Genomic DNA, 25911 nt, shown 5'->3' on the forward strand with positions numbered 1-25911 from the left:
GAACGGATCCTTAGGTTGTCGGGGCGCTTGGGTTTCGAGCCTCGGCAAGGGCTCAAAGTCCCGGACGATGGACTGGCTCAAGAACAACGGCCACGAGCCGAGCGACTGCTCGACAGCGTCGATGCCCGGGGCGGCCCCGGCCGGTGACTGTGGACTGCTGACAGAGCCAGGCCGTGCTGGACGGGCTCTGGAAGCAGAGGTGAGCGAACACCTTGGTCATGAGCATGGAGATCTTGCGGTCACGGATCAATGAGGAGGTCCGAACCTGACGATCCTGCTCTCGGCCAATCCCGGGCACCCCTGTGGTCAGGTGGTGGGTTGCTTCGGGGGCGAAGGCAACCAGGCGATACCCAGCAGCGAGCACAACCGCGTGACGCCGAACTGGCGCTGAGGATCGTCAGCGAACTAGCAGAGGTTCACCAGTCCGTCTCCATGGCGAAAGGCCGGGCCGCCCTGCGGAGAATGTCACGTCTTCCTCCAGCTCGCGGATCCCACGGCTTGGTCGCCCTCGGCCAGTTGACGCTCATGCGAGCCAGGCGGAGGTGTACGTGCCGATCTCGGCGGTGAGCTTCGCCTTGCCGGCCGGGTCGAGGAAGGAGGCCTCGACGGCGTTCTTCGCGAGCCGGGCGAGTCCGCGCTCGTCGAGGTCGAGCAGCCGCGCGGCCACCGCGTACTCGTTGTTGAGGTCGGAGCCGAACATCGGCGGGTCGTCGCTGTTGATGGTGACGAGCACGCCGGCCGCCACCATCTCCTTGAGGGGGTGCTCGTCGAGGGTGGCGACGGCGCGGGTGGCGATGTTGGAGGTGGGGCAGACCTCCAGCGCGATGCGGTGCTCGGCGAGGTAGGCGAGCAGCTCCGGGTCCCGGGTGGCGCTGGTGCCGTGGCCGATGCGCTCGGCGCCCAGCTCGCGGATCGCGTCCCAGATGGTCTCGGGACCGGTGGTCTCGCCGGCGTGCGGCACGCTGTGCAGTCCGGCGGCGCGGGCGGCGTCGAAGTACGGCTTGAACTGCGGGCGCGGCACCCCGACCTCCGGGCCGCCGAGGCCGAAGGAGACCAGGCCCTCGGGGCGCAGGTCCAGGGCGAGGCGGGCGGTCTCCGAGGCGGCTTCCTCGCCGGCCTCACCGGGGATGTCGAAGCACCAGCGCAGGATCACGCCGAGCTCGGCCTCGGCGGCCTTGCGGGCGTCCTCGATGGCCTCCATGAAGGCCTTCTCGTCGATCCCGCGGCGGGTGGAGGAGTACGGGGTGATGGTGAGCTCGGCGTAGCGGATGTTCTGCCGGGCCATGTCGCGGGCGATCTCGAAGGTGAGGTCGCGCACGTCGTCGGGGGTGCGGACCAGGTCGACGACCGAGAGGTAGACCTCGATGAAGTGCGCGAAGTCGGTGAAGGTGAAGTAGTCGGCGAGGGCCTCGGGGTCCGTGGGGACCTTGGAGTCGGGGTGCCGGGAGGCGAGTTCGGCCACGACGCGGGGCGAGGCCGAGCCGACGTGGTGAACGTGCAGTTCGGCCTTCGGCAGCTCCGCGATGAAATCAAACATACTGAGATCCGTGTCCTTGGAGAATAAGCTACCGAGAAAGGCAGATGGTGACTGGGTGGCGACGGTCGACCTCGCAACCTTGGGGCAGGAGTGAACTTCAAGTTTTAGCGATTAGGTAGCCCAGTTGCGCACCATGCAACTGCGGGTGACCCACCTGGCTCCGAGGCATGCGGCTTTGTCATGACCTCACCGAGCTCGTGCGTGGGTAGCTGTGGAACGTCGGACGTGATCGTTATCAGGACCTGGTGGTGGAGAACCGTGTACGAGTAGTGATCATCCAAAGCCATCGGATCGCGGGTCTGACTTTGCTGAACTCGCCTCCAAGGTCGGAGCGTTGCGGCACGAGTGGCAGCGTGCCGCACTGGCATCGTGGAGACGGGCAGCGGGCGTGGACGTCAAAGCAACAGGATCGATCGCCGCTGGCTATGCTCGCCTACCTTCGCCTCGGCCACGCGCGATGGGCTGATGCTGATCCGGGTATCGACCACGCAACGAAAATTGGTGCAGAACGCTGTCGCTTCCGCATACGGCATGCGCCGGGGCCCGCGGCGAAACATGTTGGTTATAAGCTCGGGTGTTATCGGAGCGATGTCATCGACGATTATAGACTAGCGATTATATATCGATTCAGTGAATCCGCATTCCGCCTTTCTGCCCGCAGGCTCTGAGCTGGCACCTCGGAGTCCTGATATGTCATCCTTAGCCATGGTATATTTTGTGATCAGTGAGCTTGACTCCAATTGCTTGGCTATATAGCCAAGATGAACCCCTTGAGGAATAACCGCAAGAGCGGTTGGTCCAGGCGCAACTGAAATCCCTACATTTATAGAATTCCTACAACACCTCTGATCTCCCTACCTCGGCAAACGCAGGAGGGGGCTGGCCTGTGAGGCTGATCCTTTGAAGTGGACACCCTGACAAAGGATCTTGATGGTCCAGGGAGGGGTGTCCAGGTGGGAGGCAAGTCTGCGTATCCGGAGGAGTGTGGGAAGGACGTGGTCGCGCTCCACCGCGGCGCAGCCGGGAAGCGGACCTACCGGGCGGTGACCGCCGATCTCGGTATCGCCTCGGAGTCGCTGCGGACGTGGGTCGCAGGCACGAGACGCAGGCCGTGTCCGAGGGCCGCGGCAGCAGTATGCGCGGAGGGTAGGAGCTGGTCCGACTGCGGACGGAGAACGCGGTCCCCAGGCCGTTCTCGACGCTTACGTCGATGATCCCGACGACAGTGTCGGTCCTGTCGACAGCAACCAGTTCCAGCCCTGGTGGTGCGACGGCGGGTTTGGAGCGGGCAACGTCGTCGAAGTAGGCGGTGCCCAGGAACGACATCACCCGGCACCGCAGCCAGGAGGGTTCGTCAGCGGGGCTGTACTCGCGCAAGGTGTATCTCAAGGTTGTGATCCTCTGCAGAGCGTCTTGATGTGTGGGTCTCTCAAACTCGGGTGTCTCCCGTCGTCTCTGTCACGAGGGCGGCGGGGAGAGCCGGGTTGTAGGTGTGCGGGGGTATGTGGAGCTGGTCGGTTGTGTAGTCGCCGAAGCGCAGGACGTTCTCGCGCCTGTAGGGGCTGAGCACCGCGAGGTCGCCCGTCTTCAGGGTCCAGCCTTCGTGGGCCATCTGGCTGAGGGCGCTGGTCATGTCGATGGTGGTGGAGAAGATGACGCTGGAGGCGAGGAGGTCGAGGAACTTGACCGCCTTGTCCTGCAGTTCCGGGTCGCGGCTGGTCAGCCAGCCGGCGTTGCCGAAGTGGAGCCACTTGGTGAAGCCGTTGTAGGCCTCGGCCTTGTTCGTCGCCTTCTGGATCTGCTCCCGCAGTGCCGGGTCGGACAGGTAGCGCAGCAGCACCATCGTGCGGACGGCGCGGCCGACCTCGCGGAAGGCCTGGTAGATCTGGTTCTTCCTCGACCGGTTGTTCAGACGTCGCAGGAGCGTCACGGAGGAGACGGTGCCCCGTTTGACGGAGAGCGCGACCTGCATGAGGTCGGGCCAGTGACGGTGTATGAGGTCCCAGTCGATGGCGGTTCGGGGGTCGGTGGAGAACAACTGGTCGATGTGGCGGTAACGGACGGTGGGGTCGGGGCGGTGGAACGTGAGGTCCTGGAAGTTGCGGATCCTGGGCAGAAGATCGATTCCCAGCAAATGTGCGAGTCCGAAGACCGGGAACGACTGGCCTTGCGTATCGGCGTGGACCTGCTCCGGCTTGGCCGCCGAGGGGGTCTGCAGGAGGGAGTCGATAAGGTAGACAGCTTCCCAGACGCCGCAGGGCACGAATCTGGAGAAGAGCGCGACGTAGGTGTCGGCGACCAGATGGTGGGCGATTCCTCCGTATCCGCCGTAGCGGATCGAGGTCTCGGCGAGGAGGTTGTCGACCGCGGCGTCCATCATCGTGCCGTCCACGGCCGCCACCGAGCCGTCGCCCCATGCCCGTACCAGGTCCAGGTCGAGGTGGGCATCGACGATGTCGGCGCCCGCCCGGGCCAGGCCCTTGGCGCTGCAGTGGCGTTTGGCGATCGCGGCCAGCTCGTGCGCGGTGACCGTGTTCATATGCCGGGCGGCCTGGGTGGCGCCGAGGCCGGAGCCGTAGGTGAACGCGGTGACCACGTAGCGGGCCAGCGGATTCTTCAGTTTAGGGTCCGACCCGGAGAGGGGTCCGAGGCGGTGCCACCAGCCGGTCCAGTGCGCCGCCCGGGCCAGGTGGTCCAGGATGCCGCGTACCGGCAGCCGCTGGTCCAGTTCGGCCTCCAGCGCGGCCGCGGAGGCGGTGCGCTCGCGGCCGGTGCGCTGCTTGAGAGAGGGCACCCCCGTTGCTGGGTCGATCGTCAGGTCGGCGTTGTCTGGGTAGCCGGCGTCCACCTCCTCGGCGACCTGTGTGAGCCGCTGCTTGAGATTGTCCACGAACCCGTCGGCGGTACTCGGGATGCCTGTCTGCTCGCAGAACTCCGCTACCCGGGGCTCCACCTGGTCCCAGGGCAGCAGCATCGTGGTCCAGTCGCCGAGTCCTCGGCCCCGGCCACTGCGATGTCACCGCAGCGCAGTTCCTCGACGAGGTAGGTGAAGACCATGGCCTCGAAATGCCGGCGCACCAGCATCCCCCGCCGGTCCTTCGCATACACCGTCGTGCGCCACTGCTGCGAGGCGAACGACAGGTCCAGGACCTGCTGCGGCGCGGGATCCCCGTCGTCTGTCTCCGCCGTGGGGGCCAGGGGTGTGTCGGGGATGAGGTCACGGGTCAGGTGCCGGTGGGCAACCGCGTGCTCCACGGCGTCCAGCACACTGCGGTCCCGGGAGGTGGGCACGAAGGTCAGGCTCTGGGCGAGTTTGAACATCGTCGGCCGGTCCGGACGGAAGAACCGTTCCACCAGCGGCGTCCAGTTCCCGCCCCGGTAGGCGGATAGGGCCTCGATCTCCGCGAGCTGGGCATCGAACCCGCCGCTGCCCTCCACCACCTCACGGACACGCTTCACAGCGAGTGCCTCGTCCAGGCTCCCCTGCCCGTTCTGTCCGGCGCGCTCGCCGGGAGCATGTTCCTTCAGTACCGTCAGCACGTCTTTGTAGGCGACCAGCAGCTGCTCGGTGGACGCTTTGTGACGCTGCTCCAGGTCTGCCAGCTCCTCCTGAGCCCGCTTGGCATGCCGCGCCATCCGCTTCGACAGCATCACCACGAACTCATCACGCACCCGAGCCCTGGCCTTCGCCACCACGCACGCGAGCAGCGCGGTCCTGCGCGGCTCGGCCACATCCAGCATCTCGCCGACCGACAGCACCCGGGCCTGCTCCGCGAACGCACTGACCTTGGCAGCAACGACATCCTCCACCCAGCCCCCGGCATCACCGAAACCGTCGACCAGGTCAACGCGCTCACCGTGCTGCCGGAACCTCGACCACGTCGCCCGCCGCCCGGCTCCTTGACCACATCGAAGGGGCTGCGACGCTCACCGTCCTGCACCACCAACAACCCCGCCAGCCGGGACCGGGCAGGGCCCACCCGCTGAGCAATACGGGCACAGATCTCGCTCTCCACCCGTGTCCGGACCGAGCCCGCCATCCGGTCCAGGGTGGAGAACCCCGGCAGCTCCAGCCCCGCGCGGACCAGCTCCTCCAACGCGACGTTGACCAGGTCCACCCCCGAAGCGCGAACCGGCGCGGCCTCCTCCATCGCGGCCATGGCGATCTCCCGAGCCCGGACCGGATCATGCGCCAGCCCCAGGTACTCCCGGATCCAGGAGCGATAGCGCTCGGCCGACCTGCCCGCCGGGAAGCCCACAGACGTACCGGCGGGACCTCGACCGTCTCGCGGACCCTGTCGACAACAGTCCCCGGAATATCCGTCAGGCCGGGGAAATAGCCCAGCCGCGCACAGCACTTCAGCAACACGAGGAGCATGAGCATGCGCTCCGGACGCTCATGCGTGCGCCCCCTCGCCCAAGCCACCTCGGCCTCATCCGGAGTGAAGAACTGCGCCAGTTCACGTTCGGAGATGATCCGCTTGAACCTCGGATACGCCGTCCGCTCAACCGACGCCACAACCACACCGCCAATCACATGATCAGCAACACACACTACCCGCAACGCGACATCTCCATCATTACGGACCGCCACAGCACACCCGGCACGAACCGTGATTGCCCGTAACCCTCAGTTAACAAGTGGCGGGTCTCGTACGTATCTCCTCCAGCCCCCAGGTAGAGCTCGCGGTCGACCAAGGCGTGGCCTAGCCTCGCGCTTTCATGAAGCGGGCTGTCCGGCGGGTGGTCAGGTAAGCGAAAAGTGCCTCTGACCAGCAAGAATGAGGATTGTCGAGGTCCTTGTTCCTGCCGCCGTCGGAGGCACTTCCCAGGTGAAGAAGCGTATCGGGTCCTATCCACGCGTCCGCATCGAGGGCGGTGGCCACGGGGTGGTGTCCCAGGCTGGGGCGGTGCTGCTGGTCGAGACCGTCCGGAAGGCCGGGCTGGACCAGTCGGTATCGACGGCGCTTGCGCCGTGGCGACGTCTGCGGGCGGTGCACGATCCGGGCAAGATCCTGCTGGACGTGGCTCTCGCGGTCGCGCTGGGCGGGGACTGCCTCGCGGATGTCGGGATGCTGCGGGCCGAGCCCGGCGTGTTCGGGCCGGTGGCCTCCGACCCGACGGTCTCCCGCCTCATCAACACCCCCGCCACGGCTGGGCCGAAGGCCCTTCACGCGATACGGGCCGCGCGGGCCGAAGCGCGCGAACGCGTCTGGAACGTGGCCAAGAACGCGGCCCCGGATGCCTCAGGGCAGGTGATCGTGGACCTGGACGGGGTGCTCGTGCTGGCGCACTCCGAGAAGCAGGACGCCACCGCGACCTGGAAGAAGACCTTCGGACACCATCCTCTGATGGCCTTCGTCGATCACGGAAGCGGTGGGAGCGGGGAGCCGGTGGCCGGCCTGCTCAGGCCGGGCAACGCGGGCAGCAACACCGCTGCCGACCACATCACCACGACCCAACTCGCCCTGGCCCAGCTGCCGAAGAAGTACCGGCGTGGACGCCAGACGCTGATTCGTTCGTCACCAACACCACTGGCGTTCCGATCGCCGCACTCGAACTGCGGCACCGCCAGCGGGCACGCGCCGAGGACCGCATCCGAAACGCCCGCGCGACCGGCCTGCGCAACCTGCCACTGCACGACACCGCGCAGAACCAGATCTGGTTGGAGATCGTCCAGACCGCCCTCGACCTGCTGGCCTGGATGCCCATGCTCGCTCTCACCGGCAAAACCCGCAGGTGGGAGCCCCGTCGCCTCCGGCTCCGGCTGTTCTCCGCCGCAGCCCAGATCGTCACGACCGCCCGCCGCCGGCACCTGCGGTTCGCACGCCACTGGCCCTGGACCGACGTGATCACCGATGCCCTGGCAAGGCTCGAAGCCCTCCCGAACCCCGGCTGACCAGCGCGTTCCCGCCCCTGCGAGCATCACCACCCCGACCGGAGCCGTGGAACCCGGCGCCCACCCGACGCGACAGCCGGGCCACCAGCCTGCCCGCAACCATCATTCGATACGGAAACGGCCCGCCGGGAGAACCGACGGACCGTCACGAAAGATCGAGGCTAAGCGCGATAAGCGAGGACACCAATCATTCCCGCATCCTCATGATACGCATTGTGGCAGTGAGTCACCCACCGTCCAGGGTTGTCGGTATCGAATTCACATTTCACCGTCTGCCCCGGGAGAACCATAACCGTATCCTTCAGGGGGCCACCGGGACCTCCTACCGAAAAGGAATGACCATGGAAATGCATAGGATGCCACATCATGGTCTTATTGGTGTAGGAAATCCTCACCCGCTGGCCCTCGGTCATCACTGATAGCGGAACACTGGGGTCGTAAATCTTTCCATCAAGTCCCCAGGTGTATGTACCCATCGCTCCTGTTAGAGAGATCGGGATGTCTTGATCAATTTTCCGAGATTCGAGGCTGATATTGCCTGCTGCCCGCAGAATATTCGTTCGCGAACCGCCCACAACCTCTCCGGAGAGTTCTGCCGGGCGCACAGACGGTGAGGGCGAGGATCCACCCCCTGTACGGATGAGAGCAAAGGCAGAGGCATTCTTTCCTTCTGCAATCGCAACGAGTGGAAATACGCCGTCCTTCAGAGTGACAAGTGCGTCATACCGCTCCCCCATGCCCATCAGTACCGAATCTGTTTCGACGTGCTCAATAGGGTTTCCATCGGTATGTGTAACAGTCATCCTGTGGCCACCCAGCGCGACACGAAAGGCAGTGTCGGCGCCAGCGTTAATGATCCTTAGCCTAACCTTGATGCCAGGCTTGGATGTGAAAGTTGCTGGGCTTGAAGGAATCCTTCCGTTAATTAGGTAATAGGGATATTTGACATCTCCAGGGTCCCCTCCCAGAAGGCGACTCGCCGCCCCCTTTGGCATGATTACCTGCTCAACGGGTGAGCCTGAGGGGTCGCTGCGATCCCCATTCTTAAGCGCCGAGAATACTTTCTCGAGGGTAAGTCCTTGCACACCTTCAAGCCAGTCGTCCAGAACCACGACCCATTCGTCGTCGTACGACAGCGGCTCTTGCGGATCCTCAACGACGAGAGGGCCATATAGTCCATGCGCAAACTGCAGACCCACATGAGGGTGGTAGTAGTAAGTCCCCGGCACCTCAGTCACGTAATCATAAGAGAAAGAACTGCCAGCCGGGATGGCCTTCTGAGTTACATCCGGCACTCCATCCATATTGTTCCGAATTGCGAGACCATGCCAGTGGATTGTGGTCGGCTGCGGAAGGTTATTTGCGATTCGAGCGCGAACCGTATCACCTGTCTTCAGCCGCATTTCTCGTCCGGGGACTTTCCCTTCGTAGCTCCATGCGGAAACGATCAGTCCGCCCAAGTCGACCGGGCCGACCGTGGCTGAGATTGGGAACTCGTAGATTTGGCCATTCCGTCTGCGCTTCTTGTCGACCTCGTTGACCTGAGGCCCATCGGGGTTTACCAGTTCAACCCCGGGAGGAGTTGAAGCTGATTTCTCTACACTCTTATTTTCTGCCTGACATCCACCCAAAAAAGTGACGCCGGCGACGCTGATTCCGGCGGCCATAAAGGATCTTCTGTTAATGGTCACGGGCTGCTCCATCGCATTCTCTTCCAGGGGGCACGAAGTTCAATTCTTTCAGAATTTAGCGGGAGCACAGAAAGGCGCCACCAGGTTTCAAGATGATTTTTTGGACCAGGAGGGCGGGGGCAGGGTGGAGAGACGAGAAGGCGCTGACACGGCAGCTGTAGTTCGTGATCATGGCTGGTCGTGACGGTGGTGTCGTTGCTGGTGGCAGGCGGTTGCGACGGCCTGGTGATGGCGTCTGAAAGCGATCCAGTGCAGGACGTGGTCACGGTCGCGGGCTGGCGGGGGTAGCACGAGGGCCCGCAGGAGACGGATGAGCTCGGGACAGGTCAGCGGGACAAGTCCAGGCTGCGGCTCGGAGTCTTCATGGACGGCTGCGGCCGTGAGGGCGAGGACGGCGGCGGCGATCAGGGAGAACAGTGAGCATTTTCAACTTGGCCACTGAGCATTTTCAACTTGGCCACTGATCGGGTGACGAGGTGGTGGTGAAACGGGCAGAGCCCCCGGGCTGTTGAGCAAGGTATCGATGCTCAACTCTTCAGCCTGGGGGCTCTGTTGGTTCCCTGTCGTGCCGTACTCGATGTTCCGCATGCCCTCGTGGAGTGGGTGACGATGCTGATCGTCACCCGGGAGGGTGACCGCCGGTGCAAGCTGCCGCCCTCCGAGCGGGCCCTGGCCGCACTGGTGTACCTGAAGAAGAACGACACCCTGACTCAGATCGCGGCGGGTTTCGGGATCAGCGTGGGTACCACCCACGCCTACGTTCACGGCGTTGTGGCGCTCCTGGCAGGCCGGGCGCCGGGCCTGACCGCGGCTTTGAGAACGGCGGACGCCCGGTATGTCCTGCTGGACGGGACCCTCGCCGAGTGCGACCGGGTTGGTGACGGCCGCGCCGACTACTCGGGCAAACACCGCCGCCACGGGGTAAACATGCAGGTCATCACCGTGCCAGACGGAGCCCTGGTCTGGATCTCACCCGCTCTCGCGGGCCGGATCCACGATCTCACCGCGGCCCGTCGGCACCGGATCATCGCCACATGCATCCGCCTCGGCATCCCCGTCCTGGCGGACAAGGCCTACCAGGGAGCCGGCGACATCGTCGCCGTCCCACACCGCCGGCGACCCGGCAAAGACCTCACCGTCAAACAGAAGTCCGTCAACCGGGCACACTCCCGACTCCGGTGGCCCGTCGAGAGAGCCATCGCCCGGATCAAGACCTGGCGCATCCTCCGCAAAACCCGAACCAGCCCGAACAAACTCACGTCAATCACCAAAGCCATCCTCACCCTGGAGGGGCACCGCTGAAAAGGTTCAGTGCCGGAGGTCGCCCGGGAGCTCGGGGTCAGTCCGGAGAGTCTGCGCAACTGGGTCCGGCGCGAGCAGGCCGACCGTGGCGAGGGGGCCCCGGGCGAGCTGACCAGTGCCCAACGCGAGGAACTCAAGCGCCTGCGCAGGCAGAACCCGAGAGCAGCAGCAGACGATCGAGATCCTGAAAAAAGCGACGGCCTTCTTCGTGAAGGAGAGCGACCGGTGAGCGAGTTGTACCGGTTCATCCACGCGGAGAAGGCCTGCTATCCGGTGACCCTGCTGTGCCGGGCGGTGAAAGGTCGCTCGCTCCTCCTACTACGCCTGGTGCGAAGGTGAAGCCGCCCGCCAGGCCCGCCAGGCGGCCGACGAGGCGCTCGCGCACGAGATCACCGTGCTCCACATCGCGTCCCGCAAGACCTACGGTGTCCCGCGGATCCACGCCGAGCTGCGGCGTGGGGGCCGGCGGGTGAACCACAAGCGCGTCGCCCGGATCATGCGCCAGGCCGGCACCCAGGGCGTCACCCGCCGCAAGCGGCGCTCGCTGACCCGAGCGGACAAGAAGGCCCGGCCGGCCCCGGACCTGATCGGCCGCGACTTCCACGCCGAGATCCCCGGCACCAAGCTGGTCGGCGACATCACCTACCTCCCCACCACCGAGGGCTGGCTCTACCTCGCCTGCTGGCTGGACCTGGCCACCCGCGAGATCGTCGGCTACGCCATGGCCGACCACCACCGGGCCTCCCTCGTCACCGACGCCCTGAAGATGGCCCACGGCCGCGCCGGACTCCGCCCCGGATGCGTCATACACAGCGACCGCGGCAGCGAAGGTGGATTCAACTGGTCGTCGCAACACCTCGTGATCATGGAGGTGTGTAATGGGTCTGCCGAGGAAGCAAGGGTCGCAGCCGCCAGCAGGTCTGCGTCGGCATTGGGCTGCGGATAGGGCGATGCGGCCGCCGATGCGCTCACCGGGCCGGCCTGAGCCATCGCGCGCTGTGCAACGAGACTTCTGGCGCCTGATCGCCTCGGGGATCACTTCTGTCCAGGCTGCCGAGGAGGTCGGGGTGTCGGCACGGTCGGGATCCGATGGTTCCGACACGCTGGCGGGATGGCGCCGCTGAGTCTGGACGAGCCCTCGGGCCGGTACCTGTCGTTCGCCGAGCGTGAGGAGATTGCAGTGCTCAAAGCTCAGGACAAGAGCGTGCGTGAGATCGCCCGCACGATCGGGCGAGCTCCGGGAACGATCTCTCGCGAACTGCGTCGCAACGCCGCGACCAGGAGCGGCAAGCCGGTCTACCGCGCTGTGGTAGCCCAGTGGAAGGCGCAGCAGGCCGCGAAGCGCCCAAAGACGGCGAAGCTCGTGGACAACGACCGTTTGCGTGAGTATGTGCAGGACCGGCTCGCCGGTGACATCCGTCGGCCCGACGGCACGATCGTTTCAGGTCCTGCGACGGCACCGTGGAAGGGACTGAACAAGCCCCGCCGCCAGGACAGGCGGTGGTCGACGGCATGGAGCCCGGAGCAGATCGCGCGCCGGCTGCGGGTCGACTTCCCTGATGATGAGTCCATGCGCATCAGCCACGAGGCGATCTACCAGTCGCTGTTCATCGAGGGCCGGGGCGCGCTCAAGCGCGAGCTGGTCACGTGTCTGCGCACGGGCCGTGCGCTGCGGGAGCCAAGGACGCGGTCCCGAAACAAGCGGCAGGGCCACGTCACCGCTGATGTCGTTTTGAGTGAGCGCCCGGCCGAGGCCGACGATCGTGCTGTCCCTGGCCATTGGGAGGGCGACCTGATCATTGGGACGGGTAGGTCCGCGATCGGCACGCTCGTCGAGCGCAGCAGCAGGTCCACGCTCTTGGTCCATTTGCCACGGCTGGATGGCTGGGGCGAGGAACCGTATGTGAAGAACGGGCCATCGCTCGGCGGATACGGGGCCGTCGCGATGAACGCGGCACTGACGGAGTCGATGACCAAGTTGCCCGAGCAGCTACGCAAGACCCTCACCTGGGACCGCGGGAAGGAGCTCTCCGGTCACGCCCAGTTCGCCATGGAGAGCGGGACGCGGGTGTTCTTTGCTGACCCCCACTCGCCCTGGCAGCGACCGACGAACGAGAATACCAACGGGCTCCTGCGACAGTACTTCCCGAAAGGCACGGACCTGTCTCGGTGGTCCGCCGAAGACCTCGAAGCCGTCGCATACGCACTCAATAGCCGGCCCCGCAAGATCCTCGGGTGGAAGACACCCGCCGAAGTCTTCGAAGAGCAACTACGCTCACTTCAAAAACCTGGTGTTGCATCGATCGGTTGAACTCGCCGAATACACATCAGCCGAACTCCGCAACAAGATAGTCGAGAAGAGATCGGCACCCGCATCTGGCCCGACCGGGCCAGAGCCCGCGCCGACGTCTTCAACTTCATCGAGACCTTCTACAACCGCCGCCGCCTGCGCAAACACAAGACCCTCGGCTACCTCACCCCGGCCGAGACCAAGCAGCGACACCAGCACACCCTCGCAGCGTAGACACCGAGTGTCCACGATCACGGGGAAACTTCAGAACCAGCACCGCCCCCATGACAAGGACACCGGCCAGCGCCAGCCGGAAACGGCGCGAGCGCTTCACGAGCCCGGGCCCCGACCGGCGGATGGACACTCCCGACCCACTGTGGAAGGCTCACCTATCCCAGACCCGGACAAATCCCGCCACATTCATGAGACCGGGAAATCCCACTCAGAACAGCGCCAGGCCCTCGCCGCTGGTGTCCGCGATCACTGGCCGGGACCGGGCGGGCAGGCCGTCGAGGCGGTCGGGACCGGCCGCGGCGGCCACGGCAGGGGCGGTCTCAGCCAGCCAAGTACCAAACCGCTCGACGGCTTCGCGGTAGGGGACTTGTGCCAGGACACGGTGCTCGCCGGAGGGGCAGAAGTCGACGGTAACGGTGAGCAGGCAGGAACGGGGAGTGTTCTGGCTGCCCGTCCAGGACACGCGCAGCACGCCGCAGGGTGTGCGCCCTCGGGAGCCGTGGGTGTGGTGGGTGGGGCGCAGTGGTCGGCAGGCGGTGTGTGCGGTCCATGCGGCGAGGTGGGGCAGTGGCAGGGTGGTGCGGGCGCGGCAGCCGGGGCAGCGGTGCCAGTGGTGCAGCCAGTCGACGGTGTCAGTGTCGAGGAGGCGTGTGTAGCGGTCAGCGACGCGGATGTCGTTGCTGTACAGGTGGTCGGGGCGTTCTTGGGTGTTGCAGGACTGGCATACCGGGGCGCGGACGTAGCCGTGTTCGTGGCAGTGGTCGAGTACAGCGGCGGGCACGGTGCCGCAGACAGCACACGTCCACGCGGCCACCTTGCCGGAGATGCCGGGCTTCCTGCTGAGCACCGAGTACAGGTGCCCTTCCAACTCCCCGGTGTACGGACGCAGTGGGGCAGGCGGGCAGTCGGGGCCCGTCGTCCGCCGGTTGTCGGTGGCCCGTGCCTGCCGGCGGGGGGAGGCCGGCTCGGGGACGGCTTCGCTTGCCCGGCGGGCCTGCGCGGCTTGGGCTTGCAGCCACCACCTTTCGCTGTGCTCGGCTCCGTCGAGCAGCCTGACCACGGCACGCGGCAGCCACCACGTCCGCACAGTGCGGTCGCGGGCCTGCTCCACGAGGATCCGCCGCCAGTCGATCCCCGCCAGATGACACGGCCGGCCCCCGTCGCGCCGTGCCGCCCGCTCAAGATCGCCCAGCCCCTGCAGTTCTTGGGTGATGCGCCGGCGCCAACGCAGCGGTGTTCCCTCGTTCTGTTCCTGGCGCGGCACGGGCCGGAACGGGCCGATGCGAACCAGGTCCTGGCGGTCCATCTCCACCGCGTTCAGTTCTGCCCCCGCCCGGCGCACCTCGATCTCCGGAACACCCCACCGGCCGTCGGTCTCCACCGTCGCCACTACACAGCCACCGAGCAGGACATACCCCACCCGGACATCGGCAGGGAAAGCGGTGAACGCTGCAGGGGCCGTCGGCACGGCGCTGCCAGTCGTCAAGTCAGCCCACAGAGCGTCTGCGGCGCCCAGAGTGATCAGGCCGCCCGTGCGGCCGTCGATGGCAAGCTCCGACATACCAACAGGCTAACGGCCGGCCCCGAATAGAATGCAGGCCAGGGGTGAGGAGGAGCCGATGCCCGCAGCCAATGCCCGTGTGATCGTGGTCCTGCCCGACGGCCAGGAACTTCGCGCCACCCTGTATGAACGGCGGCGCGCACCCGACGGCTGGCAGTACCGCGTCGCCATCACCCTCTGGCAAGCCGCAAGCAACGGCCGCCCAGAACCCGTGGAACACGCCGTATGGCTGGACGCCAGCCACGTCCGCCCCATCGAAGGCGGCGACTACAGCACCGTACCGACCCGCCCACCAGCCGCTGCAGGACGCGGAGTTGCCCGTCAGGCGTGGACGATACAGAACCTGCCCCACCGCCCCGGCCACCCCGGAGCCCGCCTCATCCACATCATCGGCTGCCAGCCCGGCGTTCCCATCGATCTCGACCAAGCCCTCGACGCCCTCCAGCAACCCCGCACCGTCCCCTGCCACCAATGCAAAGCCGCCACCTCACTACCATCAGCCGGCTGAACCACCTGCACCACGACACCGAAAGGGAACTCCCCTGACTCCCCCGACCACTCCGAAGATGTCGGCCGAGCTGGTGGCATACGCCGGCCAATACGCCGTCGCTGTCGCCGAGCACCTCCTGGAGGCCGGCCTGCCCGTGACCGGGATCCACAGCTGCGGGCCATGGCGCGACGCGGACGGCGAGTTCCTCGACGTCGAGGCCAGCATTTCGTTCACCGCTGTATTCCAGGACCAGTACAGCGGGGGCGACTACGGACTTCACTGGGCGGGCACCTCGGGATGGTGCTTCTACGCCGTCACCAACCAGGAGGACTACCTGTCCGGCGCCGGTGGCTCGGCGCCGGCCTACTGCCCGAGCCCCGAAGGGTCGCGGCATTCGTCGACTCCTTCCGTCTCGACCCCGCCGAAGCCGGCAGCAGCGAGCAGCCGTACTACCGGCAACAGGGCCAGGACTTCCCCGCCCTGCTGGAGCGCATGGCGCTCTACCTCCCCACCGGGACCGCCGCCTACCTGTACAAGAAGCCCCAGGTCCGCTTCGACAACGCCCACAAGCTGGCCTACGAGAACCGCGTACACGAAGCCGTGGCCTCCGCAGCCTCCAACCCCCTCACCCACCTGCACCTGAGGGAAGGAGAGCTCACCGCGCTCCCGCACATGCTCGAGTACGCCGAAAGCCACAACAGCAGCGCCTTCAACAAGCTCCTCGCCGCCGACCTCCGCGCACGCGCGGGCCACCCCACCGACACCGTGGACAAGCACAGGCGCGCGGTCCAAGAAGCCCACCGTCGCCAGCAATCCCTCGACGCACGCCGCCGCCGCGACGAAGGCACGTCGTGAAGGAGTCTGCCCGGAGGGGGCGCAGAGGCAAGGACCCTGGTCACCGTCCCCGCAGGGCCCGCCCCAGCTCCTCGATCCTGGCGGCGGAGGCCGGGTCGGCCTCGCGCAGGCGCTGCCACCGCCGCTCCCGCTCGGCCTCGTACTCCTCACGGGTGCGCTGTTCGGCGGACGCAAGCCGCTCGGCCGTGACGCCGAACTTCGGCGGCGCCCACTCCTGCTTCGGCGGCGCCCACTCCTGCCAGGCCACCCACCACCCTTCTTCGTAGCTGTAGCGGCCGCAGGCGAGACGGCCCCTGCGCCCGGTGGTCTCCGGCTCCCGGTACGTCGCTTCGGCCATACCGAGCTCCCGGCCCATCTCCGCCCGGCTACTTCCCGTGAACACCCGCAGGTGCGCCAGAGTCTCCCCCGCCACCGCTCACAACTCCGCCGGCTCGACCCGTACCGCCTTCGCCAGCAGCGCCAGCACCGCCAGGCGTGGCGTACGGGAACCGGCCAGGCAGAGACTCACCGCGCGCTCACTCACCTTGGCCGCCCTCGCGATCCGGGCCACCGAAGCGCCGGCGGCCGTCCGGGCGGCACGGAACCGGGCAGCGTCGAAGCCGTACGAGGTCTCGCTCATACCTACCCCCTACCCTCCCGGAGAACGGTCCGAGCACCCCTGAACAAACCTTCCGCGACGCGGTTCACCACCGGTTCGTTCAGGGGTGAACAAACCTTCATACGCCCCGCTGGCTCACGGTTTGTTCACCCCTGGGCTCGGCTACCGCAGTCCCGCTGAATACGAGACCGCTCTCGCGGCCTGACCACCACACCAAAGGTGCCCGTCAAAGCGGAACAAGCTCACCGTCACGTTTGTCGGGATGACACGGAGGTCGTCGATGGCTTCGGTCATGGGCTTGTTGGAAGCACGCGAGACGGCTGCGCAGGTTCGGGTCGAAGAGCTTCGCGAGGAGGTGGAGCGGGTGCTGGCCGAGCTTGCGGAGGCGGAGGCGGTGCTGGAGCGGCGGGCCATCGCCCGCGTGGAGCTGGCCGAGGCCCTGGCCGCGCCGGAGCCGGAGGCCGAACAGCCGCCGGAGGCGGAGGCGGCTGTGGCGAAGGCGCCGGTGGCGGGGTCGGTGGTGCCGCACTGGCGGGAGGGCCTGGCGGTGGAGGCGCTCGCGCCGGACTACCAGCGGCTGGTGGGCGTGCTGGAGGCGGAGGCGGGCGGGTCCGGGCTGCGGGCACGGGAGTTGGCCGGGCGGCTGGGTCTGGAGGGGGTGCCGGCGAAGGTTGAGGGGGTGCGGTCGAAGGTTAAGCGGCTGGTGGAGCGGGGCTGGCTGGCCGAGGAGCGTCCTGGGGTGTTCACGCCGCGGCGGGTGGCCGGGTGACGTTTCGGCTCCGGTGGCGGGCGAGGCGGCGCCCCATGAGCATGGTCATCGACCACAGGGCGGCGGCTTCGCTGCTTTCGGGCCGGGTCTCGTAGTCCCGGCCCAGGCGCCGCGAGCGCATCAGCCAGCTCAGCGTCCTCTCCACCACCCACCTGCGCGGAAGCACCACGAACCCGCTCATGTCGTCACTGCGTTTGACGATCTCCAGCGTGAGCCGGAGTGTCTCCTTCGCCCAGTCGACCAGGCGGCCGGTGTAGCCGCCGTCGGCCCAGACCAGGCTGATCTTCCGGTAGCGGGCACGGGGGGGCTCCCCCTGAGTGGTGGACACGCTGATACTGGATCTGCTTGATCCGGAGGAAGCGAGAAGACCGCCGATGGCGATGAAGGACTATTCGGACGAGTTCAAGGCCGATGCCGTGGCCCTGTACGAGTCCACACCTGGGGCGACGTACAAGAGCATCGCCGCTGACCTGGGTGTCAACCGGGCGACCCTGCGTGAGTGGGTGCTGCGGGACCGCGAACGCCGTGGGGTCACCGCCGCGGTCGCGAAGCCGGACGCCCGGCCTCAGGCGGCGGTGCCGTCCGCTGATCCGGACGAGCGGGTCCGGCAGCTGGAGGCCCGGGTGGCCGAGCTTGAGGCAAGTGAGTGCAAGCTCGCCACTGAGCGGGACATACTCCGCAAGGCGGCCAAGTATTTCGCCGGAGAGACGAACTGGTGAGGAGCCGCTTCCAGTTCGTTGACGACCACCGGAACACCTACGAGGTGAAGCGGCTCTGCCAAGTCCTGGACGTGAACCGGTCCAGTTACTACAAGTGGCTCGCCGGTGCCGAGGCCCGGGTCACCCGACAGCGGGAGGACCGATTCCTGGCCGAGGAGATCCGTAGGATCCACGGCGAGTCTGGCGGCGCCTACGGCTCCCCGCGAGTGACCGCCGAGCTCCGGGAGAAAGGGCGGCAGGTCAACGAGAAGCGGGTCGCCCGCGTCATGCGGACGTTCTCCATCACCGGCATCCGCCTGCGCAGACGCGTCCGCACCACCGTCCCAGACCCCTCAGCCTCACCGGTTCCTGATCTGTTCCAGCGGAACTTCACCGCCACCGGACCGGGTCGGAAATGCGCGCCTGGCAGGCCTCCGGTGCCGATCTTCTCCTGCGGCTGGCCGGCCAACGCTACAAACTCGAGCCTGACCGGCTGCTGCCCGACGGGTCCTGGATCACCACGATCTACGGGTACCAGGACCGTCGACGGGAGCACGGTATCCAGGTCCGCGCGCTGCGCTACCAACTCGACGAGGGTCAGGAAACCTACACGCTGCTGACCACGCTGCTCGACCATGAGTATTACCCCGGAGCGGAGTTGGCCGCCCTCTACACCGAGCGGTGGGAAGTGGAGACGACCTTCAAAGAACTCAAGACCCAGCAGATCGGAGCGGGCACGGTCCTGGCCAGCAAGACCGTGGACGGAATCCTCCAACAGATCTGGGGCCACCTGCTCGTGCACTACGCACTGCGCGTGCACATGTTCGAAGCAGCCCGCGCCAACGCCGATGCCCTCGACCCCGACCGGCTGTCCTTCACCACCTGCCTGCGAGCCGCCCGTCGCATCGCCTTGATGCCTCCGGCGGACTTTTCCCCCTCATCACCTCAGCCCTGCCCACCTGATGCTTGATGAACTCCTCGCCAACGTGAACCCACCCAGGCGACCGCGGACGAGTCCTCGTGTCATCAAACGCATCATCTCCCGATACCTCATCAAGAAGCCTGACGACCGGCAGGCACCCACTCCACCCCGCAACCCCACGCTCATACCACCCCCACCCGGCCCTTAACCTAACGGCATTGGCTCGAGATCGAAACGCCGGAGGAACGCCTGCCAGCGCAGGTCGACGTCCCCGCCGGTCATCCCGGTCTTGGAGGACCACAGCCAGACCGGTTTCGGGGCGCGGTCGCCGGGCAGGCGCTCGACCTTCAGTCGTATCAATGTGCCGTGGATCAGCGGGAGTTCACCGCAGTGGTCGAGCCAGGGGCCGCGGGCTTGCAGGCGTGGGTGCATGCGGTCCCAGGCGAGGGCTTCGGCTCGGCCGTAGCGGGTGGTGTCGCAGGTCGCGGCCTGGTCGGGGGTGTGCCAGGAGTCCGGCTTCGAGAAGGTGAGCACGCCGCCGTGCTTGCGGGGCTGCCCACCGCGCGAGGTGGAACGTCGCGGGCCTGCGTCGCGGAGCATGACCCGGTCCGAGCGCAGTCGGCCGACCAGCTCGACGGGCAGGTCCGCCAGTACGTAGGCGAGGCGGGTGACGTCGTAGCCGGAGTCCACGACGATGAGAATGTCCGGGTCGCCGGGCTTCCACTGGCCAGCCCGCAGGAGCCGGCCGACGACCTCGCGGAGCTGGCCGGCGGTTACCGCGGTGGCGTCGTCGGCCGGGCCCAGGCGGATCGCGTCGAGCACGGCGGTCCATGAGGTGCGTCCTGTTTCCAGGGCGGCGACGAAGGAATAGGGCCAGCCGGGGATCATCTGGTCAGCACTGCGCCCTCGCCCGTATACGTGGCAGAACAGCAGGTCCGGGCTGGTGGGCGAGTCGGGCCGCAGCCAGTTGCTCACGTCGACTGCGAGGACGATCCGCCCGTCGGCCGCCCTCGGCAGCAGCGTCGAGGCCAGCAGTCTGCGCAGGCGGCGCGGCTCCAGCCAGCCGTGGTTGACCGCGTCGTACATCGCACCATGCCCGCGCCGGTGCTCGGCCGTCAGCGTCAGCTCGACCAGCGACCTGACTGGCCCCTCCGTGCACAGCACCGCGTCGGTGAGCTCGAAGAGCGCATCCGCACGGGCATACAGGCACTCGTAGAACCCAACACGAAAGCGGGACAGGACACCCAACGCCTCGACGGCGGGAACATCGACAGGGAAACTCATCCTCAGCGGCCGTTCCTCGACACTTCGTTACTCGACATCTCGAAGCGTGGAGGGCGAGCGTGTCTGAAAGTTCGTGTAAGTCCGTGATGTGGAAGCCTGGCCCGGGGCTCGGCCTCGGGCCTGTGGGCCAGGCGGATCGGACGAGTCATGGCAGACAAAAACGGAGCGGCCGCGTCCGTGGCCGACGACAAGACGGTTGACGAGGTGGTCGAGCGGCTGCTCGACAAGGCTGACTCCTCGGGGGCGGCTCTGCTCGGTGAGGGCGGGCTGCTGACGGAGATCACCAAGGCCGTTCTGGAGCGGGCCCTGGAAGCCGAGATGAGCGAACACCTCGGCTACGAACGCGGAGATTTGGCAGGTCACGGGTCGGGGAACTCCCGCAACGGGACCTCGTCCAAGACGGTGCTGACGGACGCCGGCGCGGTCACTTTGGCGGTGCCGCGGGATCGCAACGGCGACTTCGAACCGAGGCTGGTACCGAAGAACGCCCGCCGCCTGGCGGGGTTCAACGACCGGATCCTCTCCCTCTACGCCCGCGGCATGAGCGTGCGCGACATCCGCTCCCACCTCGCCCAGATCTACGGGGTCGAGGTCAGCCCGGACCTGATCAGCAAGGTCACCGACGCCGTGATCGACGAGCTCGTGACCTGGCAGAACCGGCCCTTGGACGCGGTCTGGCCGATCATCTACATCGACGCGTTGTGGGTGAAGATCCGCTCTGGCTCGGTGACCTCGAAGCCGGTCTATCTGGCCGTCGGCGTCGACATGGACGGCCGCAAAGACGTCCTGGGCTTGTGGGTCGGCTCCGAGGGTGAAGGCGCCACCACCTGGATGGCGGTCCTCTCCGAGCTACGAAATCGGGGCATCGAGGACGTCTGCATCGTGGTCTGTGACGGGTTGAAGGGCCTGCCCGACGCGGTCACCGCGACCTGGCCCAAAGCCACCGTCCAGACCTGCGTGATCCACCTGACGAGAGCCTCGCTCAGGCTTTCGTCGTCGCGGGACCACCCCAAGCTGGTCCCGGCCCTGAAGGCCATCTACACAGCCCCGACCGAGACCGCGGCCGAGCAGGCCCTCGATGCTTTCGAGGCCTCTCAGCTGGGAGAACGCTATCCCGCGATCGTCCGGACCTGGCGGTCGGCCTGGCCGGAGTTCACGCCCTACCTGGCGTTCCCGCCGGCCATAAGGACCGTGGTCTACTCCACGAACATGGTCGAATCCATGAACGCCCGGCTCCGCAAGGCCACTCGAAATCGAGGCCATTTCCCCTCGGAGCAGGCCGCGTTAAAGGTCCTCTACCTCGCGGTCCGCGAGCAGATCAACCCGAAAGCGCGCGACGCGAACCACGTCGCCGCACACTGGAAAGAGGCACTGAACCAGTTCTCACTCTTCTTCGAGGACCGGCTCAGCATCCAATAACACCAGACGACTTACACAAGATCGCTGACACACCCTGGAGGGCGGCCGCGTCGCGCGCTCCCGGAAACGGCAGACATCAGCAGGTCGGATGACGGGCGAGGTTAAAGATCAAGCTTATGGGTGGTCGGCTGCTGTCTGCAGGGTGGGTGTGATGGTGAGGATGCTGTCGAGGCGGGTGATGGCCAGGATTTTCTTGAGGTGTGGGGGGATGGGGCCGGCGAGGATGAGGCTGAGGGTGCGGTGGCCGGTGATGAGGGTGCTGAGGAAGGTGGAGTCGGCGAAGGTGATCTGGCTGACGTCGATGATTACCCGGGTGGCCTGATGGGTTTTTGCGGCGTGGAGTTCCGCTCGCAGGGCGGGGATGGTATCGGTGTCGAATTCGCCGGAGCACAGGATGATGCGTCTGCCGTTCTCGTCTGGCAGCGGTTGGACGGTCGCGTTCATCCTGGTCTCCGCGTCTGTGGCGCGGGCTGTCCGCGGGGGGTGGGCAGGGTCTGGCTGGTCCGGGAGGGCCGGCGGGCTGGTGGTGCGCTGGGGGTGGAGGGGGCGTGAGGGTGTCGCGGTTGTGCAGGGGGTGACGGCTCGGCACGGCGGTCACCGTAGCGCTGCGGACCGCTTCGCGGCAGTACTGCGACGCAAGTCTTCCGGCAGACGGGTGGGCTGGCGGGAGTTTTTTGCGGGCAGCGCCTGAGGGGCCTGCATTTCCGGCCGAAAGTCTGCCGGTGCGCGTGTGGGGCGGGTGTGTTCTTGCTGGCGGGCGGCATGCTTTGGCCTAGGCCAATGTGGCTGGTGTATGTGGCGGGGCGGAGCAGGATGCCTTCTGGCCTGGCCAGATGACCGTTCGGTCGCCTGGGTGTCTCGTTGTTGTGCCCGGCTGGTGCGGGCGGGGCGGGTCTGTGGAATGTTTCCTGGCGCAAGTCGCCCCGTCCTCTGCTGGTGAAGGAGAGTTCTGCTGTGCGCCGTTCCGTCAAGGGTTCCGTCGTGTTGACTGCTGCCGTGGCAGCTGCTGCTGTGTGCTTTATCGCCGGGGCGGGTGCCACCGCCCAGGCGCAGCCCGCCGGCCTGTACGCGCCGTCTGCTCTGGTCCTGTCGGTGGGCGCCGGGGAAGATGCCGCGACGACGGTGGTGGACCGTGCGGTGACCCTCTCGTGTGCGCCCCGGCCGGCAGGGACGCATCCTGCCGTGCGGGCGGCGTGCTCCCAGCTGCGCGCCACGGGAGCCGCGTTCGACCAGCTCGTCCTGCCGGGCGCGCAGGAGCAGTGCTCGGTGGAGTGGACGCCTGTCACGGTGACCGCGGACGGGGTGTGGGAGGGCAGGAGGGTCTCCTGGCAGCACACGTTCACCAACGCCTGCCAGATGCGGGCTTCCACGGCCGGCGCCGTCTTCTCCTTCTGACGGCCGTATCCCTCACCCGGGCGGCACCGCCTGTTCCCGGCCTTGCAGCTCCACGAAGCAGTCCACGGCGCCCGGGGGCTGCCCCGGCGCCGGTGCCGGGCAGCCTGGCGGGGCGCGGGCAGGCCTGCCGTTTCGCCGGCTCATGGCCTGACCCGTTCTGGCGGAGTGCGGCGGCGCGAGCCGGGACGGTGCGTCACCGGGCCTGCGCGCCGCTGATGCCACGTCATGTGTGAGGCCCCGCCCGGTGTCGGACCCTGCTGGTAAATCGGTGAGGGTCTGCGTGACGTCGGCCTGTACGACTCCGCTGGGGTTGTGCAGGCCGTCGTTGTGTTCAGGGGTGGGGTTCGGTGTCGTTGCGTGGGGTGGAGCTGGCGGAGATTCCGGGGGGGGTGTCTCTATGTCTTTCGTCAAGAACGTGGTGCTGGGTATGGGGCTGTTTGGGGTGGTCATGTGGTGAGGGTGATGGTGGGGGTTTTGGACTCGTAGAAGGTGCCGTCTCGGAGCATGGCGAACAGGACGCTGATGCGTTGGCGGGCGAGTCGCAGGAGTGCCTGGGTGTGGGTTTTGCCGCGGGCTCTTTGCCGGTTGTAGTAGGTGCGGGAGGCGGGGTCGGCGTTCATGCAGGCGAAGGCGGAGAGGAACATGGCGCGTTTGAGCTGCCGGTTTCCGCCTCGTGGTGCGTGTTCGCCGTGGATCGAGGTCCCCGAGGATCTTGTTGTGGGGGCGAGGCCGGCGTAGGAGGCGAGGTGGGCGGCGCTGGGAAAGCTGGTGCCGTCGCCGACGGTGATCAGCAGGACGGCGGCGGTCCTGACGCCGACTCCCGGCATCGAGGTCAGGACCGGGTGAAGAGGGTGGGCCTCCAGCAGGGTGCTGATCTGCGCTTCCAGGGCCCGGCGCTGGTCGTGAACTGCCGCGAGGGAGGCGGCCAGGGACGGGATCACGATGTCGAGGGTCCCGGTTCCCGGGACCACGACGGTCTGTTCGTCGAGAGCGTCGAAGACCTCGTCGATCAGCCGGGCGGCCATCCGCGGGGCTTTCGGACGGATGAGTTCGACGAGTCTGCGACGGCCGGCTTTCCGCAGTGTGGCCGGGGATCCGTAGCGTTCGAGGAGCCAGGTGACGGCCGGGTGGTCCAGCCGGGGCCCGAGCACGCGCTCCAGCGACGGGTGGAACTGGGTGAGCAGTCCGCGTATCCGGTTGCTGGTGCGGGTGGCTTCGGCTGCGAGGTCCTGGTCGAAGCCGGTCAGTACCGTGAGCTCGGCGGTGATCTCGTCGGTCAGCTCCAAAGACCGCAGGACGTGCGGCATGGTGCGGGCGGCGTCCGCGATCACCGCGGCGTCCTTCGCGTCGGTTTTCGCCTCTCCCGGGTAGAGGTCGGCGATCCGCCGCATCGCGAGTCCGGGCAGGTAGGCGACCTCGCAGCCTGCGTCACGGGCGACGGTCAGCGGCAGGGCGCCGATCGATGCGGGCTGGTCCACGATCACCAGCACGGTGCCGAGCTTCCACGGCAGCTGTAGTTCCGTTGTTTTCGCTGTTCGGGGGCTTGCCGGGGTGGGTTCGGGTGTGAGGGCGGCCACCGTGATCATGAACGTTTGTGACGACGTATCAAGACGCGGTGGCCATGGAGGCCATGGTAACCGAGCGGGTGTGGGGCGAGGCATTCGGAAGGGCGATGAAGGCGGTCGCGGGCTGTTTCGCACGGTGTGAGGCACGTGCGACGGCGGCGGAGCTGATCACGGGGCTGTTGCTGGAGCTGGATACGCGCAATTGCTGGACTCTCGGGCAGGCGCTGGGGCATCCGGGACCTCACCGGTTGCAGCACCTGTTGTCTCGGGCCCGGTTCGATCACGGCCTGGCCCGGAGGGAGATTGTCGGTCTGGTCGTCGATGAACTTGCCGGGCAGGAAGTGGTGTTGGTGGTGGACGAGACGGGGGATGCGAAATCGTCCACGGACTGTGTGGGAGCCGGCAGGCAGTACTCGGGGGCGATCGGTGGTGTGGGTCTGTGCCAGGTGGCGGTGCACCTGGCGGCGGTCACCGCGACCACGAAGGTGATCATTGACCGGGTCCTGTACCTCCCGGCGGACTGGGCCGCAGACGAGGAACGCCGCGAGGCCGCCGGGGTGCCGGAGCGGATCGTCTTCGCGACGAAACCGCAGCAGGCGCTGGCCATGGTCGCCAACACGCTCGCCACGGGGATCGCAGCCCGCTGGTTCGCGGGCGACGAGGTGTACTGCGGCCGTGAACTGCGTCGGGGCATACGCTCGCTGGGGCTCGGCTATGCGGTCGCCGTCCCGGCTTCGTACCAGGTCACCGACGGGGCGGGCCACCGCCGGGAGGCCCGCAAACTGATCAACAGAGTGCGGCCCGGGCAGTGGATGCGCCGGCAGACCGGACACGGCACCAAGGGCACCCGCGAGTACGACTGGGCCTGGCCCGACGTCCGCCCCGACGACACTCCCGACGAGAACGAGAACGAGAACGAGAACGAGAACGCGGCCGGGGCGAGTGTGCTGGTCGCGCGCCGGCATCGCTACACCGGTGAGGTGTCCTATTTCCGCTGCTGGGCGCCCGGCGACGTCTCGCTGGCCACGCTGGTGGAAGTGATCGGCCGCAGGTGGAGGATCGAGGAAGCTTTCCAGTTCACCAAGGGCTTCACCGGGCTCGACCAGGGCCAGGTGACCTGCTGGAACTCCTGGATGCGCTGGTCACTGTTCTCCCTGATCGCCGCCGCCGTCCTCGCCCTCACGGCCGCAGCCGTCCATGAAGACTCCGAGCCGCAGCCTGGACTTGTCCCGCTGACCTGTCCCGAGCTCATCCGTCTCCTGCGGGCCCTCGTGCTACCCCCGCCAGCCCGCGACCGTGACCACGTCCTGACTGGATCGCTTTCAGACGCCATCACCAGGCCGTCGCAACCGCCTGCCACCAGCAACGACACCACCGTCACGACCAGCCATGATCACGAACT

19 protein-coding genes and 10 pseudogenes are annotated in these 25911 nt (G+C 66.9%); 15 read left to right on the forward strand and 14 right to left on the reverse strand.

Features of this window, described 5'->3' with window-relative positions; genetic code table 11:
* Positions 1–523 precede the first annotated feature (523 nt).
* The 5 genes and pseudogenes from AC3IYI_RS40725 to AC3IYI_RS40745 all read right to left on the reverse strand — a co-directional run.
* Positions 524–1537 (reverse strand): adenosine deaminase, encoded by a 1014-nt coding sequence (locus AC3IYI_RS40725; RefSeq protein WP_489412094.1) that lies wholly within the window; start codon positions 1535–1537, stop codon positions 524–526.
* A gap of 1429 nt (positions 1538–2966) precedes the next feature.
* Positions 2967–4511 (reverse strand): transposase, encoded by a 1545-nt coding sequence (locus tag AC3IYI_RS40730; protein ID WP_489412095.1) that lies wholly within the window; start codon positions 4509–4511, stop codon positions 2967–2969.
* Entirely contained in the window at positions 4475–5347 is an 873-nt protein-coding gene (locus tag AC3IYI_RS40735) for a hypothetical protein (RefSeq protein ID WP_489412096.1), read from the reverse strand. Before AC3IYI_RS40735 ends, AC3IYI_RS40730 begins: the two co-directional genes overlap by 37 nt.
* A 230-nt stretch (positions 5348–5577) precedes the next feature.
* Positions 5578–5895, reverse strand: a pseudogene (locus AC3IYI_RS40740) (DUF4158 domain-containing protein); the annotation flags it as partial.
* Positions 5799–6131, reverse strand: a pseudogene (locus AC3IYI_RS40745) (DUF4158 domain-containing protein); the annotation flags it as partial. The pseudogenes AC3IYI_RS40745 and AC3IYI_RS40740, both read right to left, overlap by 97 nt.
* A gap of 238 nt (positions 6132–6369) precedes the next feature.
* Here AC3IYI_RS40745 and AC3IYI_RS40750 point away from each other — a divergent pair.
* A pseudogene (locus AC3IYI_RS40750) lies at positions 6370–7436 on the forward strand (transposase).
* Positions 7437–7597: 161 nt separating this feature from the next.
* Here AC3IYI_RS40750 and AC3IYI_RS40755 read toward each other — a convergent pair.
* Both AC3IYI_RS40755 and AC3IYI_RS40760 read right to left on the reverse strand, forming a co-directional pair.
* Positions 7598–9127, reverse strand: coding sequence for a multicopper oxidase family protein (locus AC3IYI_RS40755; RefSeq protein ID WP_489412097.1), 1530 nt, complete (start codon positions 9125–9127; stop codon positions 7598–7600).
* Between the two features lie 168 nt (positions 9128–9295).
* A pseudogene (locus AC3IYI_RS40760) lies at positions 9296–9547 on the reverse strand (IS701 family transposase); the annotation flags it as partial.
* A 132-nt stretch (positions 9548–9679) separates the two neighbouring features.
* On the opposite strand from AC3IYI_RS40760, the gene AC3IYI_RS40765 reads away from it, so the two are divergent.
* The 5 genes and pseudogenes from AC3IYI_RS40765 to AC3IYI_RS40785 form a co-directional block, all read left to right on the forward strand.
* The gene (locus tag AC3IYI_RS40765; protein ID WP_489412098.1) at positions 9680–10429 is read left to right on the forward strand and encodes a transposase; all 750 of its coding nucleotides are present in this window, start codon (positions 9680–9682) and stop codon (positions 10427–10429) included.
* Between the two features lie 9 nt (positions 10430–10438).
* Positions 10439–10768: a transposase gene (locus tag AC3IYI_RS40770; protein WP_489412099.1), complete on the forward strand. Its 330-nt coding sequence runs from the start codon at positions 10439–10441 to the stop codon at positions 10766–10768.
* A gap of 19 nt (positions 10769–10787) precedes the next feature.
* Positions 10788–11375: pseudogene (locus AC3IYI_RS40775) on the forward strand (IS3 family transposase); the annotation flags it as partial.
* Positions 11376–11379: 4 nt separating this feature from the next.
* Positions 11380–12740 (forward strand): annotated as a pseudogene (locus AC3IYI_RS40780) (IS30 family transposase).
* 75 nt (positions 12741–12815) lie between these two features.
* Positions 12816–12953, forward strand: a pseudogene (locus tag AC3IYI_RS40785) (IS3 family transposase); the annotation flags it as partial.
* 208 nt (positions 12954–13161) lie between these two features.
* On the opposite strand, the gene AC3IYI_RS40790 reads toward AC3IYI_RS40785, so the two are convergent.
* Entirely contained in the window at positions 13162–14514 is a 1353-nt protein-coding gene (locus AC3IYI_RS40790; RefSeq protein ID WP_489412100.1) for an endonuclease domain-containing protein, read from the reverse strand.
* A 58-nt stretch (positions 14515–14572) separates the two neighbouring features.
* On the opposite strand from AC3IYI_RS40790, the gene AC3IYI_RS40795 reads away from it, so the two are divergent.
* Positions 14573–15022: a DUF6233 domain-containing protein gene (locus AC3IYI_RS40795; RefSeq protein WP_489412101.1), complete on the forward strand. Its 450-nt coding sequence runs from the start codon at positions 14573–14575 to the stop codon at positions 15020–15022.
* A gap of 279 nt (positions 15023–15301) precedes the next feature.
* Positions 15302–15859 carry a hypothetical protein gene (locus tag AC3IYI_RS40800; RefSeq protein WP_489412102.1) on the forward strand — a complete coding sequence of 186 codons (558 nt, stop codon included), beginning with the start codon at positions 15302–15304 and terminating at the stop codon, positions 15857–15859.
* Between the two features lie 40 nt (positions 15860–15899).
* Here the strand turns inward: AC3IYI_RS40800 and AC3IYI_RS40805 are convergent, their stop codons facing one another.
* Positions 15900–16196 (reverse strand): hypothetical protein, encoded by a 297-nt coding sequence (locus tag AC3IYI_RS40805; RefSeq protein WP_489412103.1) that lies wholly within the window; start codon positions 16194–16196, stop codon positions 15900–15902.
* 78 nt (positions 16197–16274) lie between these two features.
* Positions 16275–16478 (reverse strand): helix-turn-helix domain-containing protein, encoded by a 204-nt coding sequence (locus tag AC3IYI_RS40810; RefSeq protein ID WP_489412104.1) that lies wholly within the window; start codon positions 16476–16478, stop codon positions 16275–16277.
* 271 nt (positions 16479–16749) lie between these two features.
* Between AC3IYI_RS40810 and AC3IYI_RS40815 the strand changes: the two genes are divergently transcribed.
* Entirely contained in the window at positions 16750–17226 is a 477-nt protein-coding gene (locus AC3IYI_RS40815; protein WP_489412252.1) for a hypothetical protein, read from the forward strand.
* Here AC3IYI_RS40815 and AC3IYI_RS40820 read toward each other — a convergent pair.
* A complete protein-coding gene (locus AC3IYI_RS40820) occupies positions 17201–17554 on the reverse strand; it encodes a transposase (RefSeq protein ID WP_489412105.1) in 354 nt (117 codons plus the stop codon). The two genes, AC3IYI_RS40815 and AC3IYI_RS40820, sit on opposite strands and share 26 nt — an antisense overlap.
* On the opposite strand from AC3IYI_RS40820, the gene AC3IYI_RS40825 reads away from it, so the two are divergent.
* The 3 genes and pseudogenes from AC3IYI_RS40825 to AC3IYI_RS40835 all read left to right on the forward strand — a co-directional run bounded on the left by AC3IYI_RS40825 (position 17544) and on the right by AC3IYI_RS40835 (position 18894).
* Entirely contained in the window at positions 17544–17945 is a 402-nt protein-coding gene (locus AC3IYI_RS40825) for a transposase (protein WP_489412106.1), read from the forward strand. The two genes, AC3IYI_RS40820 and AC3IYI_RS40825, sit on opposite strands and share 11 nt — an antisense overlap.
* A gap of 71 nt (positions 17946–18016) precedes the next feature.
* Positions 18017–18241, forward strand: a pseudogene (locus AC3IYI_RS40830) (IS3 family transposase); the annotation flags it as partial.
* Between the two features lie 98 nt (positions 18242–18339).
* A complete protein-coding gene (locus AC3IYI_RS40835; RefSeq protein WP_489412107.1) occupies positions 18340–18894 on the forward strand; it encodes a transposase in 555 nt (184 codons plus the stop codon).
* A 174-nt stretch (positions 18895–19068) separates the two neighbouring features.
* Here AC3IYI_RS40835 and AC3IYI_RS40840 read toward each other — a convergent pair.
* A pseudogene (locus AC3IYI_RS40840) lies at positions 19069–20130 on the reverse strand (transposase); the annotation flags it as partial.
* A gap of 147 nt (positions 20131–20277) precedes the next feature.
* Here AC3IYI_RS40840 and AC3IYI_RS40845 point away from each other — a divergent pair.
* On the forward strand, positions 20278–21549 hold the full coding sequence (locus AC3IYI_RS40845; protein ID WP_489411967.1) for an IS256 family transposase: 1272 nt from the start codon (positions 20278–20280) through the stop codon (positions 21547–21549).
* Positions 21550–21663: 114 nt separating this feature from the next.
* Here AC3IYI_RS40845 and AC3IYI_RS40850 read toward each other — a convergent pair whose 3' ends face one another.
* Complete coding sequence (locus AC3IYI_RS40850) at positions 21664–21993, reverse strand: STAS domain-containing protein (protein ID WP_489412108.1); 330 nt, start codon at positions 21991–21993, stop codon at positions 21664–21666.
* 552 nt (positions 21994–22545) lie between these two features.
* Here AC3IYI_RS40850 and AC3IYI_RS40855 point away from each other — a divergent pair.
* Positions 22546–22944, forward strand: coding sequence for a subtilase-type protease inhibitor (locus AC3IYI_RS40855; protein ID WP_489412109.1), 399 nt, complete (start codon positions 22546–22548; stop codon positions 22942–22944).
* Positions 22945–23390: 446 nt separating this feature from the next.
* Here the strand turns inward: AC3IYI_RS40855 and AC3IYI_RS40860 are convergent, their stop codons facing one another.
* Positions 23391–24605: an IS110 family RNA-guided transposase gene (locus tag AC3IYI_RS40860; protein ID WP_489412110.1), complete on the reverse strand. Its 1215-nt coding sequence runs from the start codon at positions 24603–24605 to the stop codon at positions 23391–23393.
* Here AC3IYI_RS40860 and AC3IYI_RS40865 point away from each other — a divergent pair.
* Positions 24539–25902: pseudogene (locus tag AC3IYI_RS40865) on the forward strand (IS701 family transposase). The gene AC3IYI_RS40860 and the pseudogene AC3IYI_RS40865 sit on opposite strands and share 67 nt — an antisense overlap.
* The last annotated feature ends 9 nt before the right edge of the window (positions 25903–25911 follow it).

Source organism: Streptomyces sp. GL_148 (genome assembly GCF_057834205.1).